Below are 15256 nucleotides of genomic sequence, written 5' to 3'. Positions count from 1 at the left end.
CGGGGGACCTGCTGTGCTGACGTACGACAACATCGTCCACGCGCCGCTCGACAAGATGAAGGCCTCGGCCGACGACTGGTCCGCGATGAAGGGCAAGCTGGACAAGCTCGCCGAGGACGCCCGTACGACGATGGCCGCGAAGGCCAGGGACGACTACTGGCGCGGCGTGAACGCCGAGGTCACCAAGCCGTTCGTGGACAAGACGGCGAAGGAGTTCGAGGACGCCGCCAAGGCCGCCGAGGGCATCCACAAGGTCCTGGAGGACGGCTACAACAACTTCAAGAAGGCGAAGGACGAGCTCAAGGCCATCGCCGAGACCGAGGCCCCCGCGAAGGGCTTCTTCGTGAAGGCCGACGGCACCGTCGAGGCCCGCGAGCCGCTGTCGCAGACCAAGGACCAGGGGATGCGGCACGACCCCGACTTCCAGGACATGGTCCGCAAGGAGCACGCCGACATCCTGGCGATGCAGAAGCGGATCGAGGCGATCGTCGAGACCTGCGACGACGCCGACGTGTCCTGCTCCAACGCGCTCAAGGCCAACATCACCGGCGACCAGCACAACTTCAGCGCCCCGAAGTACACGAGCCTCGACGCCGAGGAGGCGCAGCGCGCCGTCGACCTGGCCAAGAAGGGCCGGGAGATCTCGCACGAGGAGCTGATGTGCCTCAACGAGCTGCTGAAGGACAACAGTGGCTCGAAGGAGTTCTCCCGGACCTTCTACGACGGTCTCGGCCCCAAGGGTTCCCTGGAGTTCTTCGGCCAGCTGTCGACGGACACGTACGACTACTCGAAGGTCGACAAGGAGCGCCTGGCGGACGTCCAGGAGCTCCAGAAGAACCTGGGCATGAACCTCGCCACCGCCACGCAGGGCGGCGACGCCTGGACCGACAAGTGGTCCACGGAGATGCGGAAGCTCGGCACCGAGCGCATCCCGCTCGCCAAGTACGACAACAACCCGGCCTTCGGCTACCAGTTGCTCGGCGGCATCATGCGCTACGGCGACTACGACAAGAAGTTCCTCGTCCCGATCGCCGAGCACGTCACCCAGCTCCACGCGAAGGACCCGTACCTCTTCGCCGACAGCAAGGCGATGGGCGGCTGGATGAAGAACCAGTACAACCCCTCGGGCGTCAACGGCTCCGGCTACGACCCGATGGTCTCGATGCTCGAAGCCCTCGGCCACAGCCCGGAGGCCTCGAAGGAGTTCTTCTCGAAGGACCCGCTGACCTCGTACAAGGAGGACGGGACCGTCGGCGGCGAGCTCAACCTCGGCAAGGACAAGGACGGCCAGAAGATCGGGAACTACCTCGACTTCTTCGCCAACGAGAAGTACGACTTCTTCCCCGACATCGACGGCCACGACCCGGACGACGCCAAGAAGTCCATGGACTACATGCCGGACGCGCTCGGCCACGCCCTGGAGGCGGCGACGCTCGGCCACGCCTGGGACGACCCGACGCCGGAGCTGAAGCGGGACGAGACCACCGCCCAGATCATGACGGACGTCGTCGCGAAGTACGGCGGTGACGCCGAGCTCCTGAAGAAGTACCAGTCCCCGCTGGCGGACAGCCTCGGCCACATGGGCGCCGGCTACGTCGACGACCTCAACTGGGCGCTCGCCAAGAACGACTCCGACAGCCCCTTCGCCCCGACGAAGGACCCGGAGTCCCACCTGAAGCTGGAGCGCGAGGACGCGGCGAAGTTCCTCAGCACGCTCGGGCAGCACCCGGACGCGTACGCCTCCGTCTCGACCGCCGAGCGGCTCTACACCACCAGCGTCCTCGAAGCGCAGGTCGGCCCGGACGGCAAGATCGACGAGGGCAAGGCCCGCTCGACCGTGTACACGGGCGCCACCCTCCAGGGAATCCTCGACGAGTCCCGTGCCAACCAGGTCGAGGCCGAGGGCATGAAGAAGCACGAGGAGTACGAGAAGGCGCAGGCCGCCAAGGCCGGCTGGGTGGAGCTCGGCGCCACCGTCGGCATCGCGGCCGGCGTCGCCTTCCTGCCGGCCACCGCCGCCGTCGGCGCGGCCGCCGTCCTCGTACCGCTCGCCGTCGACACCGGCTCGGGCGTCATGGAGCAGCTCGCCGGGCAGGTCATCGGCGACTGGTCCGACAAGTCGGTCGACGACCACAAGGACGCGACCGAGGACAAGATCCACGAGGACAACGCGGCGATCTACACGGCCGGCCGGTACAGCGCGGAGTCGCCGATGGAACGGTTCCTCGCCATGCACAGCGGCCAGGTGAGCAGCGACTTCAAGCAGGACATGATCGAGTCCGTGGACGGCGGTTACGCGAAGGGCAACGACCACGCGAACCAGGTCGGCAACGCCCCCGAGACCGGCTGACCCCCTCCGAGGAACACCGAGGAACACTGAGGAACACCGATGAGAAAAGCGTCCGTACCGACCGTCTCGACCGTGCTGGCCCTCGGGCTGCTCCTCACCGCCTGCGGCAGCGGCGAGGACGAGGCGAAGCCGCCCGCGCCGAAGTGCGACGGGACGCTCTCGACCGCGGCGGTCGGGGCCGTCGCGTCGCTCCTCGGCACGGACGCGTACGGCGAGTCCGGCATCGGGCTCGGGCGGACGACGGACGCGCTGATCGCGGACCAGGCACGGGAGGGCAGGCCGCCGGGCCACCCCGCGACGTGCGAGATCACCACCGACGCCTCCCCGAAGAGCGGGCTCGGCGTCGACGTCTGGCTGCACGACAGCGACTCCCTGTACGACGACGGCACCGCGACGTGGTGGAAGCAGGGCCGGTACCTCTACGCGATGGGCCGCGAGGCCAGCGCGGACGAGAAGGGGGCCCACCTCTTCGTCCAGTGCACGAGCCCCCGCCTGAAGGGCTCGGACAAGGAGCCGGCCCCCGTCGGGGCCTCGATCGGCTTCGACAAGCCGATCAAGGGCGCCTACCCCGCGAACACCGCCGCGACCCGGGAGGCGTACCTGACCGTCCTCCACTCCGTCACACTCGGGATCGTGAAGAAGCTGGAGTGCGAGAACAACGCGGGGCTTCCCGAGCAGCCCGTCTTCGAGACGAAGAAGTGGCGCGGCCAGCCGTGACCGGGTGACCGTACGGCTCAGGCCTCGGCCGTCTCGGCGGTCGAGGTCAGCTGGGACAGCAGGAGCACGGCGCCGCGGGTGCAGAGCGCGGCGAGAAGGATCGTCGTGAACCCCTCGACGCGGAGTTCGCCGACCTTGGGGCCGAGCCAGGAGAGCAGCCACCAGACGAGGGCGTCCTGGACGAAGCCGAGCGCACCGAAGAGGACGAGGGCGGAGGCCGGGACACGGGCCGAGGGGCCGATGTGGACGATCTGGGTCAGGACCGTGACGACCAGGACTGCGGTCATCAGGGAGAGGACCGCGTCGGCGGTCTCCGCGCCCAGGGTGATGCCGGGAAGGAGGCCTCCAGCGAGGCCGACACCTGCGAGGACGCCCAGTTTGCGTCTGCCTTGATCACTCATGGGCGGACTGTGGCACGACCTGTGGGCGGATGTGAAGGTTCCGCGAGAAGCCCCCTCGGGGGCTTCTCGCGGAACCTTCGGCAGAGACCGTGGCGGGAATTGAACCCGCGTTACTCGCTTTGCAGGCGAGCCCCTGAACCACTCGGGCACACGGTCGTGGTGTCGTGCGGTGTTGCTTGGTGCGTTGGTTAAGACCGTAGAGCGGGGCCGGAAGGGGCTCAAGGGATACCGGGGCCGTGCCACGCGACTGCCATACCGCGTTCACAATCAGGCGTCGGGACGTACGACCAAGGGCGGAGGACGATCAGCCCTCCCGACAGGGGTCATTGAATGGTTGACCACTTACTCTGGGGGGATGAGCGCCCTCGATTCCCCCGATCTCGGCACCGCCGGGACCCCGATACCCGTCGACGACCCGCCCGCCCCCCGGGGCACCGTCCTCGACGCCGCCCACCGGGCGCTCAGCATCGGCATCGTCTCCGTCGTCCTGCTCATCGCCTTCGAGGCGACCGCCGTCGGCACGGCGATGCCCGTCGCCGCCCGCGAGCTGAACGGCGTCTCCGTCTACGCCTTCGCCTTCTCCGCGTACTTCACCACCAGCCTCTTCGGCATGGTCCTGGCCGGCCAGTGGTCCGACCGGAGCGGCCCGCTCGCCTCCCTCACCAGCGGCATGACCGCCTTCGCCGCCGGACTGGTCCTCTCCGGGACCGCCGGCAGCATGTGGATGTTCATCCTCGGCCGGGCCGTGCAGGGCCTCGGCGGCGGGCTCGTCATCGTCGCGCTGTACGTGATCGTCAGCCGCGCCTACGAGGAACACCTCAGGCCCGCGATCATGGCCGCGTTCGCCGCGAGCTGGGTCGTCCCCTCGGTCGTCGGCCCCCTCGCCGCCGGGACGATCACCGAGCACCTCGGCTGGCGCTGGGTCTTCCTCGGCATCCCGATGCTCGTCGTCTTCCCGCTCGCCCTCGCCCTCCCCGCGATCCGCCGGACGGCCTCCGGCCCCGCCGACCCGGAGGCGCCCCTCGCGCCCTGGGACCGGCGCCGGATCGTCCTCGCGCTCGCCATCTCGGCCGGCGCCGGGCTGCTCCAGTACGCGGGCCAGGAACTGCGCTGGATCTCGCTGGTCCCGGCCGTCCTGGGCGCCGCGCTCCTCGTCCCCGCGATCCGGGGCCTCCTCCCGCGCGGCACCGTACGGGCGGCGCGCGGACTGCCCTCCGTCATCCTGCTGCGCGGCATCTCCGCCGGTTCCTTCATCGCGGCCGAGTCCTTCATCCCGCTGATGCTGGTCACCCAGCGCGGGGTCAGCGTGACCATGGCCGGGTTCTCGCTGGCCCTCGGCGGCCTGACCTGGGCCCTGGGCTCCTGGATCCAGTCCCGGCCGTGGACGGAGCCGTACCGCGAGCGCCTCGTCGTCCTCGGGATGGTCCTCGTCGCCCTCGGCATCGCGACGGCGCCGAGCGTGCTGATCGCGGCGGTGCCGGTGTGGGTGGTCGCGGTGGTGTGGGCGTTCAGCTGCTTCGGCATGGGCGCGGTGATCTCCTCGACGAGCGTGCTGCTCATGAAGCTGTCGCCGCCGGAGGAGGCGGGCGCGAACTCGGCCGCGCTCCAGATCTCCGACGGCCTCTCCAACGTCCTCCTGCTCGCCGTCGGCGGCGCGGCCTTCGCGGCGCTCGGCGGCGGCGCGGTCGGCCACGCGGTCACCGCGGACGCGGCCCAGAGCTCCCACCCGGCGGCCTTCGCGGCGGTCTTCCTGCCGATGGCGGGGGTGGCGGCGGTCGGCGCGTGGGTCGCCACGCGGCTGCACGCGGCGCCGGACCCGGCCTGACCGATCGGCCCGCCGGAATGACCCCAAATCGGTACCATTTCCGGCGTGGCCATGAACCTGCGTCTCCGTGACGACCAGACCGAGGCACTGCGCCGGCGGGCACGGGAGGACGGCGTGAGCATGCACGCGCTCGTCCTCCGGGCCGTGGACGACTACCTCGCGCGGACCGCGCACGAAGCGCGGGTGCGGCAGACCGCCCGCGAGGAAGCGGCCAGGTGGAGCGAGCTCCTGGACCGGCTGACGTGACCGTCTACCTTTCCGCCGAGGACGTCTTCGCCGTAGCCGAGGCCGCGTCCGGCGACACCCCGGTCGCGCGCGACGTGGGACTCGTCGCCGAGGCCGCGTACCGGCCGACGGTGGTCCACGACGGCGCGGACGTCTACCCGGGTGTCGTGGAGAAGGCCGCGGCCCTTCTGCAGTCGCTCGCCGTCGGGAACGCCTTCGTCGGTGACCGCCATCGCACCGCCTGGCTGTCCTGCGTCACCTTCCTCGCCCTGAACGCCGTCCGCCTGCGGCCCGACGCGGCCGCGGCGGAACGCCTGGTCACCGCCGTGGCGGACGGCGAGACGTACGACGTCGAGGTGATCGCGGCGGCCCTCCGCGAGCTGATCGTCCCCGACGCGGAGGGAGTTCCGCCGGACCGCGGGGTACGTTTCCCCGCGACGTGAGGTGCATCGCAACCTCCTCACACCCGCCCCGTTTCCTACGAGGTTCCGACCGGCCCGCCGGTAAGGTGGACCGGTTGTCGTATCTGGAACTGTCATCCGTGACGAGCGTCGAACCCGGAGATCGTGACTACTACCACCGCCTCCTCCCATCACCTTTCTCCCGCCTTCCCAGGACGGGCCCCTTGGGGTACCGCCAACAAGCTGCGTGCCTGGCAGCAGGGGGCCATGGAGAAGTACATCCAGGAGCAGCCCCGTGACTTCCTCGCGGTCGCCACGCCCGGCGCCGGTAAGACCACCTTCGCGCTGACCCTGGCCTCCTGGCTGCTGCACCACCACGTCGTGCAGCAGATCACCGTCGTCGCGCCCACCGAGCACCTGAAGAAGCAGTGGGCGGCGGCCGCGGCCCGGATAGGGATCAAGCTCGATCCCGACTACAGCGCCGGGCCGCTCAGCAAGGAGTACGACGGGGTCGCCATCACGTACGCCGGTGTCGGCGTCCGCCCGATGCTGCACCGCAACCGCTCCGAGCAGCGCAAGACCCTCGTCATCCTCGACGAGATCCACCACGCCGGTGACTCCAAGTCCTGGGGCGAGGCCTGCCTGGAGGCCTTCGAGCCCGCCACGCGCCGCCTCGCGCTCACCGGTACGCCCTTCCGGTCGGACACGAACCCGATCCCCTTCGTCACGTACGAGGAGGGCAACGACGGCATCCGCAGGTCCTCCGCGGACTACACGTACGGCTACGGCAACGCCCTCGGCGACGGCGTCGTCCGGCCGGTCATCTTCCTCTCCTACAGCGGCAACATGCGCTGGCGCACCAAGGCGGGCGACGAGATCGCGGCCCGGCTCGGCGAACCGATGACGAAGGACGCCGTCTCGCAGGCCTGGCGCACGGCGCTCGACGCCAAGGGCGACTGGATGCCGAACGTGCTGCGCGCCGCCGACCAGCGGCTCACCGAGGTCCGGAAGTCCATCCCGGACGCCGGCGGCCTCGTCATCGCCTCCGACCAGGACTCGGCCCGCTCGTACGCGAAGCTGATCCGGGAGATCACCGGGACGAAGGCGACGGTCGTCCTCTCCGACGACAACGGCGCCTCGAACCGCATCGACGAGTTCAGCGAGAGCACCGACCGGTGGATGGTCGCCGTCCGCATGGTGTCCGAGGGCGTCGACGTCCCGCGCCTGTCCGTCGGCGTGTACGCGACGACGATCTCGACCCCGCTCTTCTTCGCGCAGGCCGTCGGGCGCTTCGTGCGTTCGCGCAGGCGCGGCGAGACCGCGTCCGTGTTCCTTCCGACGATCCCCAGCCTCCTCGGTTTCGCCAACGAGATGGAGGTCGAGCGCGACCACGTCCTCGACAAGCCGAAGAAGGCGGGCGAGGACGAGGACCCGTACGCCGAGTCCGAGAAGGAGATGGCGGAGGCCGAGCGCCAGCAGGACGAGGACACCGGCGAGCAGGACATGCTGCCGTTCGAGGCCCTGGAGTCCGACGCCGTCTTCGACCGCGTGCTGTACAACAGCGCGGAGTTCGGCATGCAGGCCCACCCGGGCAGCGCCGAGGAGCAGGACTACCTGGGCATCCCCGGACTCCTCGAACCCGACCAGGTCCAGCTGCTGCTCCAGAAGCGGCAGGCCCGGCAGATCGCGCACAGCCGCAAGAAGCCGGACGAGGAGGCCGACCTCCTGGAGCTTCCGGCGGAGCGGCGGCCCGTCGTTTCCCACAAGGAGCTGCTCGAACTGCGCAAGCAGCTCAACACGATGGTCGGCGCGTACGTCCACCAGACCGGCAAGCCGCACGGCGTGATCCACACCGAGCTGCGGCGGGTGTGCGGCGGCCCGCCGAGCGCCGAGGCCACGGCCGGGCAGATCCGCGAGCGGATCAAGAAGGTCCAGGAGTGGGCCACCCGCATGCGGTAGCCACGAAGCGTCGTGAGGTGAGCGGCGTCGTGATGTGACTGAGGCCCGTACGAGTCTGCGCGTACGGGCCTCACGCATCCCGCGGCGACGGGATCCGACTCGGAGACCGGCCCCCACGGTCGATCTCCGGGCACCCTCCACGCTAGGTGCACGACCGAGGGGATCTTGTCCGCCAAAGTCCCCCATCCGGCCGACGAAGGTCCTGAACCGTCTTTATCCGGTCGTCGGCGCCCGGATTCTGGACGAGGTCTTCCGCTGAGCGGAGCGGGTCGCTACTGTCCCGGCTCAAAGCATTCGCCCCGTGGCAGCGCCGCCGCGGAGCGCAGCCGGTGTACCCCTTCCTGCCGGCGGCCTCTGACGTGCGTCGCCGACGGGACCGGCGTCGCGATCCCGTAAGAGCCCGTCGCCACTCACTCCGAAGGAGAGGGCGTCGTGACCGCGGAGACCTCCCAGACGCTCGACAGAGGACTCAGAGTCCTCAAACTGCTCGCCGACACCGACCACGGCCTGACCGTCACCGAGTTGTCCAACAAACTCGGCGTCAACCGGACCGTCGTCTATCGGCTCCTCGCCACGCTCGAACAGCACGCCCTCGTCCGCCGCGACCTCGGTGGACGTGCCCGCGTCGGCCTCGGTGTGCTGCGGCTCGGCCGCCAGGTGCACCCGCTGGTCCGCGAGGCGGCCCTCCCGGCGCTGCGCTCGCTCGCCGAGGACATAGGGGCGACGGCCCACCTGACCCTCGTCGACGGGGCGGAGGCGCTGGCCGTCGCCGTCGTCGAACCGACCTGGACCGACTACCACGTCGCCTACCGGGCCGGCTTCCGTCACCCGCTGGACCGGGGCGCGGCCGGCCGCGCGATCCTCGCCGCCCGCCAGGGCTCCCTGATCGAACCCGGCTTCACCCTCACCCACGGTGAACTGGAGGCCGGCGCGAGCGGCGCCGCCGCCCCGCTCGTCGGCGTGACCGGTGTCGAGGGCAGCGTCGGCGTCGTCATGCTCACCGACGCGGTCCCCGAGCGGGTCGGCCCCCGCGTCGTCGACGCGGCCAGGGAAGTCGCCGACGCCCTGCGGTAGACAGCCCGTGGAGCGCGGGGCGTCGGGAACGGATCCTCCGGGCCCCAGTAGATTGGGGACGTGCTCTCCAGTCTCTCCCGTCCTCGTGCCCTCGCGCTCTGCGCGCTGCCCGTCGCCGCGCTGTTCGCCGTCGTCGGGCTCGCGCCGCTGCCGTACGCCATCGCGCAGCCCGGCACGACGGCCGACGTGCTCGGCGAGGACAAGGGGCGCGAGGTCATCACGATCACCGGCGCCCCGGTCCGGCCGACCAGCGGCCAGCTGCGGATGACGACCATCGTCGCCACCGGCCCGTCCACCGAGGTCGACCTCGGGGACGTGGCCGACGCCTGGTTCCGCACCGACCGCGCCGTGCTCCCGCACGACTCCGTCTACCCCTCGGGGAAGTCCGACGCCGAGATCGAGAAGCACAACCTCGGCCAGATGAAGGAGTCGCAGGACGCGGCCACCCTCGCCGCCCTCGGCTACCTGAAGCTGGACCCCGCCAAGGTGAAGGTGACCCTGCACCTCGCCGACATCGGCGGCCCCAGCGCCGGCCTGCTCTTCTCCCTCGGCATCGTCGACAAGCTCGACGGCGACGGGGACGGCGGCGACCTCACCGGCGGCAAGACCGTCGCCGGTACGGGCACGATCGAGCCCGACGGGAAGGTCGGCGCCGTCGGCGGGGTCTCGCTCAAGACCCAGGCCGCCGCCCGTGACGGCGCCACCGTCTTCCTCGTCCCGAAGGACGAGTGCTCCGACGCCAAGGCCGAGCAGCCCGAGGGCCTCCGGCTCGTCCCCGTCACCACCCTCACCGACGCGGTGGACTCCCTGCGGGCCCTGGAACAGGGGCAGGAGTCGAAGGTTCCGAGCTGCTGAGCCCGTCGCCCGCCGCACCCGGACCGGGCGGGCCGGGCGGGCCGGGTATGTCCTTCGGCGGCGGCGCGGTGTCCATGCCCCGCCACGAGGGGAAGACGAACGGGGCGAGGGTCGCGAGGAAGTAGGCCGCCCCGATCCCGAGCAGCGTCGGAGTGATCCCCACCCGCTCGACCAGGAGTCCCGCCGCCAGACCGCCGAGCGGCATCGCCATCAGCACGCCCGCCGTGCTCGCGCTCACGACCCGGCTGCGCAGGTCGTCCGGCACCTGCTCGTACATGACCGTCGTCAGGATCGGGTTGAGGACTCCGACCCCCAGGCCTGCCGCCGCCATCGTCACGAGCAGCGGCGCCGTCGTGTCGGTGAGCGCCGCCACCACGTACGGCGGGGCGCCCCCGACGAGGAAGCCCGTCGCGTACACCGCGCGCCGGGGGAAACGGTGGCCGACCGCCCCGTACAGCAGCGCTCCGGCGAGCGCGCAGCCGGCGAAGACCGCGCCGAGCAGGCCCTGTGCGGCGGGCCCGCCGAGCTCCTCCCGGGCGTGGACCGGCAGCAGCACCGCGCTCCAGCTCTGGGCGAGGCCGTTGGTGACCATCACCATGACCATGATCCCGAGCATCAGCCGTCTGCCGAACAGGAACGCGTACCCCGTGCGCAGGTCGGCCCGGTAGCGGGCGAGGGAGAGGCGCGGGGCGTCGCGCATCGGCTCGGCCGACGGCACCCCGCGCAGGCCCGCGAAGACGAGCAGCGCGGAGAGCCCGAAGGTGGCCGCGTCGAGGAACAGGACGGAGTCGGAGCCGAGCAGGGCGACGAGCACGCCGGCCGTCGCGACCCCCGCCATCCTGGCGCCCCGCGCCACGGCGTCGTACAGACTCGCCGCTCTCGTCAGCGGCGTCCCCGCGCGCCGGGCGAGGTCGGGGACCAGGACGTGCCGGGCCGTCTCGCCGGGCGCGTGGAAGAGGCCGTTGACCCCCATCAGCGCGCACAGCATCCAGAGTTCGAGGACGCCGGCGTGGTGCAGGAGCGGGATCGCGGCCAGGGCGAGCCCGCAGACGAGGTCGGAGACGATGCTGACCCGGCGGCGGCCGAGCCGGTCGATGACCGGCCCGCCGGCGATGGCCGAGAGCAGCACGGGCAGGGCCGTGCAGAAGGCGACGAGCCCCGCCTTGCCGGGGCTTCCCGTGGTCTCCAGCGCGAACCACGGGACGCCGATGAGCGTGAGTGAATTACCGGCGATCGAGACGGCGTTGGCCGTCAGGACGGTGGCCAGCGGCCGACGGTCCTTCGTGTCTCCCCCCTGCGCGGTCATGCTGCCAGGCTCACCCGGCGCGCGGCCGCAGGGGCCGGTGTGGCCATCCGCAGCCCCAGCTCGACGAGCTTCCAGCCGAGTTGGACGCGGAAGGTGGGGGTGTGGGGGGACTGCGGCGCGGTCGCGGCGATGGCGGCTTCGCGCTGCCGGTCGGCCGCTGTCAGGGCGTGCAGGTGGAGGTGGATGTCCGCGTGCATGGTGCGTGTTCCTTCCGTCAGTCGTTGTGCTGGGGGAACGCGTGGAAGTGGACGCGGACGCGCTCGGCGTTCGGCGCGTCCTGCTCCGGGATGTCGCGGTACGACTCGACGAGTTCGTGTATCCGCTCGCCGAGCTCGCGCAGCTTCTCCGGCGGCACCCGCAGGGTGAAGTCGCTCATGTCCGAGGCGCCGGCCCAGTCGCCGGTCCAGTCGTGCCGGGTGCCCAGGTAGGTGTTCATCTCCTGGGTGTGGATCGTCGCCACCTCGTACAGGAAGACGTCCAGGGCGCCCTGGATCTCGGGGTCCGGGTTCTTGTGGATCGTCTCGTCCAGGGAGGTCCCCTGCTGGGCGGCCTTCCACCATCTCTCCCGGCCCTTGCCCCGCGTCGGGTCGTCCTCGACGAACCCGAACAGCGCGAGCTGCCGCAGGTGGTAGCTGGTCGCACCGCTGGACTCGGCGAGCCGCTCGGCGAGTTGGGAGGCGGTGGCCGGCCCGTGGCGGCGCAGGCTGCGCAGCAGCTGGATGCGCAGGGGGTGGGCGAGCCCGCGCAGGGAGCGCGGGTCGAGCATGCGGGACAGATGCTTCTCTGGCTCGGACATGGTTCAACCGTAGAGTTGCAAAGAAGGAGTTGCAAGAGGTTCTTTGCAACTCCTTCTTTGCATCACCCTTCCGGGTGAGTCCTCATGCGACGCTCACGCGCCGCTCACTCCTCTCCCGCCGCCTGCTCCACCAGCGGGATGATCCGCAGCGGCACCGGGTTCTCCATCACGATCGCCGTCGACGCCCGCATGATCCCCTCGAACGCCACCACCTTGTCGATCACCCGCTGAAGGTCCGCGTTCGAGCGCGCCACCAGCCGGCACAGCATGTCCCCGTGGCCCGTCGTCGTGTGCAGTTCGAGCACCTCGGGGACCGTCGCCAGGTGTTCCCGTACGTCCGCTCCCTGCCCCTGCTTGATCTCCAGCGTCGCGAACGCCGTCACCGGGTAGCCCAGCGCCGCCGGGTCCACCTGCGGGCCGAACCCCCTGATCACCCCGCTCGCCTGGAGCCGGTCCAGCCGCGCCTGCACCGTCCCGCGCGCGACCCCGAGGCGCCGCGAGGCCTCCAGGACCCCTATGCGCGGCTCCCGCGCGAGGAGCGCGATCAGCCGGCCGTCCAAATGATCGATCGCCATAGCGGCCTCTCCGTGGTCAGGATGTACAAGTCGCACGGCCATACTCGACTCTCGCTGTGCAGATTGACCAGGGGAAAAGCAAACTCTTGCGCACCTTGCCGTCCAGCGGGACATTGCTGCCATGACTGAGACCATCGAGCACACCCCTTCCGCCGCGCGCGAGGCCGATCCCTTCCCGGTCAAGGGAATGGACGCGGTCGTCTTCGCCGTCGGCAACGCCAAGCAGGCCGCGCACTACTACTCCACGGCCTTCGGCATGAAGCTGGTCGCCTACTCCGGACCGGAGAACGGCAGCCGCGAGACCGCCAGTTACGTCCTCACCAACGGCGCCGCCCGTTTCGTGTTCACCTCCGTCATCAAGGCCACCAGCGACTGGGGCCGGTTCATCGACGAGCACGTCGCCGAGCACGGTGACGGCGTCATCGACCTGGCGATCGAGGTCCCGGACGCCCGCGCCGCCTACGCCCACGCCGTCGCGCAGGGCGCCACCGGCCTCGTCGAGCCGTACGAGCTGAAGGACGAGCACGGCACCGTCGTCCTCGCCGCCATCGCCACGTACGGCAAGACCCGCCACACCCTCGTCGAGCGCTCCGGCTACGACGGCCCGTACCTCCCCGGCTTCGTCGCCGCCGACCCGATGGTCGAGCCCCCGGCCAAGCGCACCTTCCAGGCCATCGACCACTGTGTCGGCAACGTCGAGCTCGGCAAGATGAACGAGTGGGTGGCGTTCTACAACCAGGTCATGGGCTTCACGAACATGAAGGAGTTCGTGGGCGACGACATCGCGACCGAGTACTCGGCCCTGATGTCGAAGGTCGTCGCCGACGGCACCAAGAAGGTCAAGTTCCCGATCAACGAGCCGGCGATCGCGAAGAAGAAGTCGCAGATCGACGAGTACCTGGAGTTCTACGGCGGCCCCGGCGTCCAGCACATCGCCCTCGCCACCAACGACATCGTCGCCACCGTCCGCGCGATGCGCGCCGCCGGCGTCCAGTTCCTCTCCGTCCCGGACACGTACTACGACACGCTCGGCGAGTGGGTCGGCGACACCCGCGTGCCGATCGACGAGCTGCGCGAGCTGAAGATCCTCGCCGACCGCGACGAGGACGGCTACCTGCTCCAGATCTTCACCAAGCCGGTCCAGGACCGCCCGACCGTCTTCTTCGAGATGATCGAGCGCCACGGCTCCATGGGCTTCGGCAAGGGCAACTTCAAGGCCCTGTTCGAGGCGATCGAGCGCGAGCAGGACAAGCGCGGCAACCTGTAGTCACCAGCGCGCCTTCAGGGGGTCCGGGGCTCGTCGCCCCGGGCCCCCTTCCGCGTCTCCGCCGGCTCCTTTGTCAGCTCCTTCGGCAGCTCGTCCGGCCACTCCCCGAGCGCCGCCAGCGCCTCCGTCGCCCGCCGCGCGTGCAGCGGCGAGAAGCGCGGGTTGATCCGCAGCGCCTCGGCGAGGTGCCGCCGCGCCGGACCCTCCCGGCCGAGGACCCGCTCGATCTCTCCCCGGTGGTACGTGAAGAGGGCGCTCCGCACCCCCTCCTCCGTGGCCAGCTTGGCGTAGCCCAGCGCCTCCCTCGCCTTCCCCGCCCGGAACAGCGCCCAGCCCATTGCGTCAGCAGCCGTCACCGACCGGTGCCCGCGCGCCCACTCCGCCCGCATCCGCCGTTCCGCCGCCGCCGGGTCGCCGTGGTCCGCGTCGAGCAGCCCGAGCGTCACCTCGGCCCGCGCCCAGGAGCCCGTCCGCAGCCGCTGGTAGAACACCTTCGCGTCCCCGTCGAGCCCCATCGACTCGGCCAGCTCGCCCGCTTCGAGCACGTACTCCGGCAGGGGCAGCCGGGCCAGCGCCGCCCGCCAGTCGCGCAGCGCCTCCTCCGGCCGGTCCAGGGCCGCGTGGGCCCGCGCACGCCCCGCGAGGGACGGCCCGTGGTCCCGTACGAGCCGCAGCGCCGACTCGTACCGCGCGAGGGCCTCAGCCGCCTCGCCCCGCTCCCACGCCAGGTCCCCGAGCCGCCCGAGCGCCGCCGCCTTGTCCGGGTCCGTCTCCGCGAGCGCCGCCGCGTCGAGGGCCGCCGCGTCGGCGTCCTCGCGCCACCCCCGGTCGCGGTACGTCCCCGAGGCCCTGGCCCGCACCACCGCGCCCCCGTGCAGCTCCTCCAGGCTCTCCAGGGCCTCGCGGGCCTTCTCGTACTCCCCGAGGCCGTTGTACGCGTCGATGAGCAGCGGGTACACCGGCCAGCGCTTCGGCTCGGCCTTCCGCACCCGCTCGCCGAGCGCCCGCGCGGTCCGCCAGTCGCCGCGCGCCCCCGCGAGCGCCCCGAGCGCCAGCTCCGCCGCCGGATTGCCGCGCGCCGCGGGCCGTTCGGCCAGGGACCGCCTGAGCGCCCGTTCCGCGCGCGGATAGTCCCGTACGTCCCCGGTGCGCGTCCCGCGTTCGGTGTACGCGGCGCCGAGCACCGCCCACGACTCCGCGTCGCCCGGGTGCTCGCCGAGCCAGGTCTCCCGGTCCGCGATCAGCGCGCCCAGGTCCGGCAGCGCCGCCTGCGCGCCGGCGTGCGCCGCGCTCGTCGCCCGCTCCGCCGGACCGGGCTCGCGCGGCGGCCCGGGGTCGACGGCCCCGGGGACGTACACCAGCGCGGCCGCCGCGAGCACCGCCCCCACACCCGCCGCGAGCACCGTCCTCGACACGTTCTCGCTCTTCATGGCGCTCACTGTGCGCCCCCCGACGCCGGTACGAAGAGCACACGAAGCGCCCGCCCCGGCGGGTTCACACCGATG

At 71.3% G+C, this 15256-nt stretch carries 15 protein-coding genes and 1 tRNA gene; 9 read left to right on the top strand and 7 right to left on the bottom strand.

Annotated features, from left to right (window positions below; genetic code table 11):
- The first annotated feature begins 13 nt into the window (after positions 1-13).
- Positions 14-2350 (top strand): hypothetical protein, encoded by a 2337-nt coding sequence (locus tag ACFC0Z_RS32520; RefSeq protein WP_376445647.1) that lies wholly within the window; start codon positions 14-16, stop codon positions 2348-2350.
- Positions 2351-2389: 39 nt separating this feature from the next.
- Complete coding sequence (locus ACFC0Z_RS32515; protein ID WP_376445644.1) at positions 2390-3067, top strand: hypothetical protein; 678 nt, start codon at positions 2390-2392, stop codon at positions 3065-3067.
- Positions 3068-3084: 17 nt separating this feature from the next.
- Here ACFC0Z_RS32515 and ACFC0Z_RS32510 read toward each other — a convergent pair whose 3' ends face one another.
- Both ACFC0Z_RS32510 and ACFC0Z_RS32505 read right to left on the bottom strand, forming a co-directional pair.
- The gene (locus tag ACFC0Z_RS32510) at positions 3085-3468 is read right to left on the bottom strand and encodes a hypothetical protein (protein ID WP_376445642.1); all 384 of its coding nucleotides are present in this window, start codon (positions 3466-3468) and stop codon (positions 3085-3087) included.
- A gap of 84 nt (positions 3469-3552) precedes the next feature.
- A tRNA-Cys gene (locus ACFC0Z_RS32505) sits at positions 3553-3624 on the bottom strand.
- Between the two features lie 199 nt (positions 3625-3823).
- Between ACFC0Z_RS32505 and ACFC0Z_RS32500 the strand changes: the two genes are divergently transcribed.
- The 6 genes from ACFC0Z_RS32500 to ACFC0Z_RS32475 all read left to right on the top strand — a co-directional run bounded on the left by ACFC0Z_RS32500 (position 3824) and on the right by ACFC0Z_RS32475 (position 9807).
- Positions 3824-5293 carry an MFS transporter gene (locus ACFC0Z_RS32500; protein WP_376445640.1) on the top strand — a complete coding sequence of 490 codons (1470 nt, stop codon included), beginning with the start codon at positions 3824-3826 and terminating at the stop codon, positions 5291-5293.
- Between the two features lie 45 nt (positions 5294-5338).
- Complete coding sequence (locus ACFC0Z_RS32495) at positions 5339-5539, top strand: CopG family transcriptional regulator (RefSeq protein WP_376445638.1); 201 nt, start codon at positions 5339-5341, stop codon at positions 5537-5539.
- Positions 5536-5961, top strand: coding sequence for a type II toxin-antitoxin system death-on-curing family toxin (locus tag ACFC0Z_RS32490; RefSeq protein WP_376445635.1), 426 nt, complete (start codon positions 5536-5538; stop codon positions 5959-5961). Before ACFC0Z_RS32495 ends, ACFC0Z_RS32490 begins: the two co-directional genes overlap by 4 nt.
- A gap of 120 nt (positions 5962-6081) precedes the next feature.
- A complete protein-coding gene (locus ACFC0Z_RS32485; RefSeq protein WP_376445803.1) occupies positions 6082-7878 on the top strand; it encodes a DEAD/DEAH box helicase in 1797 nt (598 codons plus the stop codon).
- Between the two features lie 432 nt (positions 7879-8310).
- A complete protein-coding gene (locus tag ACFC0Z_RS32480) occupies positions 8311-8952 on the top strand; it encodes a helix-turn-helix domain-containing protein (RefSeq protein WP_360800791.1) in 642 nt (213 codons plus the stop codon).
- A 60-nt stretch (positions 8953-9012) separates the two neighbouring features.
- Positions 9013-9807, top strand: a complete 795-nt coding sequence (locus tag ACFC0Z_RS32475) for a S16 family serine protease (RefSeq protein WP_376445631.1) — start codon at positions 9013-9015, stop codon at positions 9805-9807.
- Here ACFC0Z_RS32475 and ACFC0Z_RS32470 read toward each other — a convergent pair.
- The 4 genes from ACFC0Z_RS32470 to ACFC0Z_RS32455 form a co-directional block, all read right to left on the bottom strand.
- Positions 9740-11113 (bottom strand): MFS transporter, encoded by a 1374-nt coding sequence (locus tag ACFC0Z_RS32470; RefSeq protein ID WP_376445628.1) that lies wholly within the window; start codon positions 11111-11113, stop codon positions 9740-9742. The genes ACFC0Z_RS32475 and ACFC0Z_RS32470 overlap by 68 nt on opposite strands.
- Positions 11110-11310, bottom strand: a complete 201-nt coding sequence (locus ACFC0Z_RS32465) for a hypothetical protein (RefSeq protein WP_376445626.1) — start codon at positions 11308-11310, stop codon at positions 11110-11112. The genes ACFC0Z_RS32470 and ACFC0Z_RS32465 overlap by 4 nt, the downstream gene beginning before the upstream one ends.
- A gap of 17 nt (positions 11311-11327) precedes the next feature.
- On the bottom strand, positions 11328-11909 hold the full coding sequence (locus tag ACFC0Z_RS32460; RefSeq protein ID WP_376445624.1) for an ArsR/SmtB family transcription factor: 582 nt from the start codon (positions 11907-11909) through the stop codon (positions 11328-11330).
- Positions 11910-12013: 104 nt separating this feature from the next.
- Positions 12014-12484 (bottom strand): Lrp/AsnC family transcriptional regulator, encoded by a 471-nt coding sequence (locus ACFC0Z_RS32455; protein WP_376445622.1) that lies wholly within the window; start codon positions 12482-12484, stop codon positions 12014-12016.
- 121 nt (positions 12485-12605) lie between these two features.
- On the opposite strand from ACFC0Z_RS32455, the gene hppD reads away from it, so the two are divergent.
- Positions 12606-13751 carry a 4-hydroxyphenylpyruvate dioxygenase gene (hppD, locus tag ACFC0Z_RS32450; protein ID WP_376445620.1) on the top strand — a complete coding sequence of 382 codons (1146 nt, stop codon included), beginning with the start codon at positions 12606-12608 and terminating at the stop codon, positions 13749-13751.
- Positions 13752-13765: 14 nt separating this feature from the next.
- On the opposite strand, the gene ACFC0Z_RS32445 is transcribed toward hppD, so the two are convergent.
- A complete protein-coding gene (locus ACFC0Z_RS32445) occupies positions 13766-15181 on the bottom strand; it encodes a tetratricopeptide repeat protein (protein ID WP_376445619.1) in 1416 nt (471 codons plus the stop codon).
- Between the last annotated feature and the right edge of the window lie 75 nt (positions 15182-15256).

Origin of the sequence: Streptomyces sp. NPDC056144 (assembly GCF_042264145.1) — a bacterium.
Lineage (GTDB): Bacteria > Actinomycetota > Actinomycetes > Streptomycetales > Streptomycetaceae > Streptomyces.
This window is presented reverse-complemented; position numbering and strand designations above follow the sequence as displayed.

Excerpts from the sequence above, each read along its gene's own strand:
- ACFC0Z_RS32455 (WP_376445622.1), bottom strand. The coding sequence starts at position 12,484 with ATGGCGATCGATCATTTGGACGGCCGGCTGATCGCGCTCCTCGCGCGG.
- ACFC0Z_RS32460 (WP_376445624.1), bottom strand. The coding sequence starts at position 11,909 with ATGTCCGAGCCAGAGAAGCATCTGTCCCGCATGCTCGACCCGCGCTCC.
- ACFC0Z_RS32510 (WP_376445642.1), bottom strand. The coding sequence starts at position 3,468 with ATGAGTGATCAAGGCAGACGCAAACTGGGCGTCCTCGCAGGTGTCGGC.
- ACFC0Z_RS32465 (WP_376445626.1), bottom strand. The coding sequence starts at position 11,310 with ATGCACGCGGACATCCACCTCCACCTGCACGCCCTGACAGCGGCCGAC.
- hppD (WP_376445620.1), top strand. The coding sequence starts at position 12,606 with ATGACTGAGACCATCGAGCACACCCCTTCCGCCGCGCGCGAGGCCGAT.
- ACFC0Z_RS32470 (WP_376445628.1), bottom strand. The coding sequence starts at position 11,113 with ATGACCGCGCAGGGGGGAGACACGAAGGACCGTCGGCCGCTGGCCACC.
- ACFC0Z_RS32515 (WP_376445644.1), top strand. The coding sequence starts at position 2,390 with ATGAGAAAAGCGTCCGTACCGACCGTCTCGACCGTGCTGGCCCTCGGG.
- ACFC0Z_RS32445 (WP_376445619.1), bottom strand. The coding sequence starts at position 15,181 with ATGAAGAGCGAGAACGTGTCGAGGACGGTGCTCGCGGCGGGTGTGGGG.
- ACFC0Z_RS32500 (WP_376445640.1), top strand. The coding sequence starts at position 3,824 with ATGAGCGCCCTCGATTCCCCCGATCTCGGCACCGCCGGGACCCCGATA.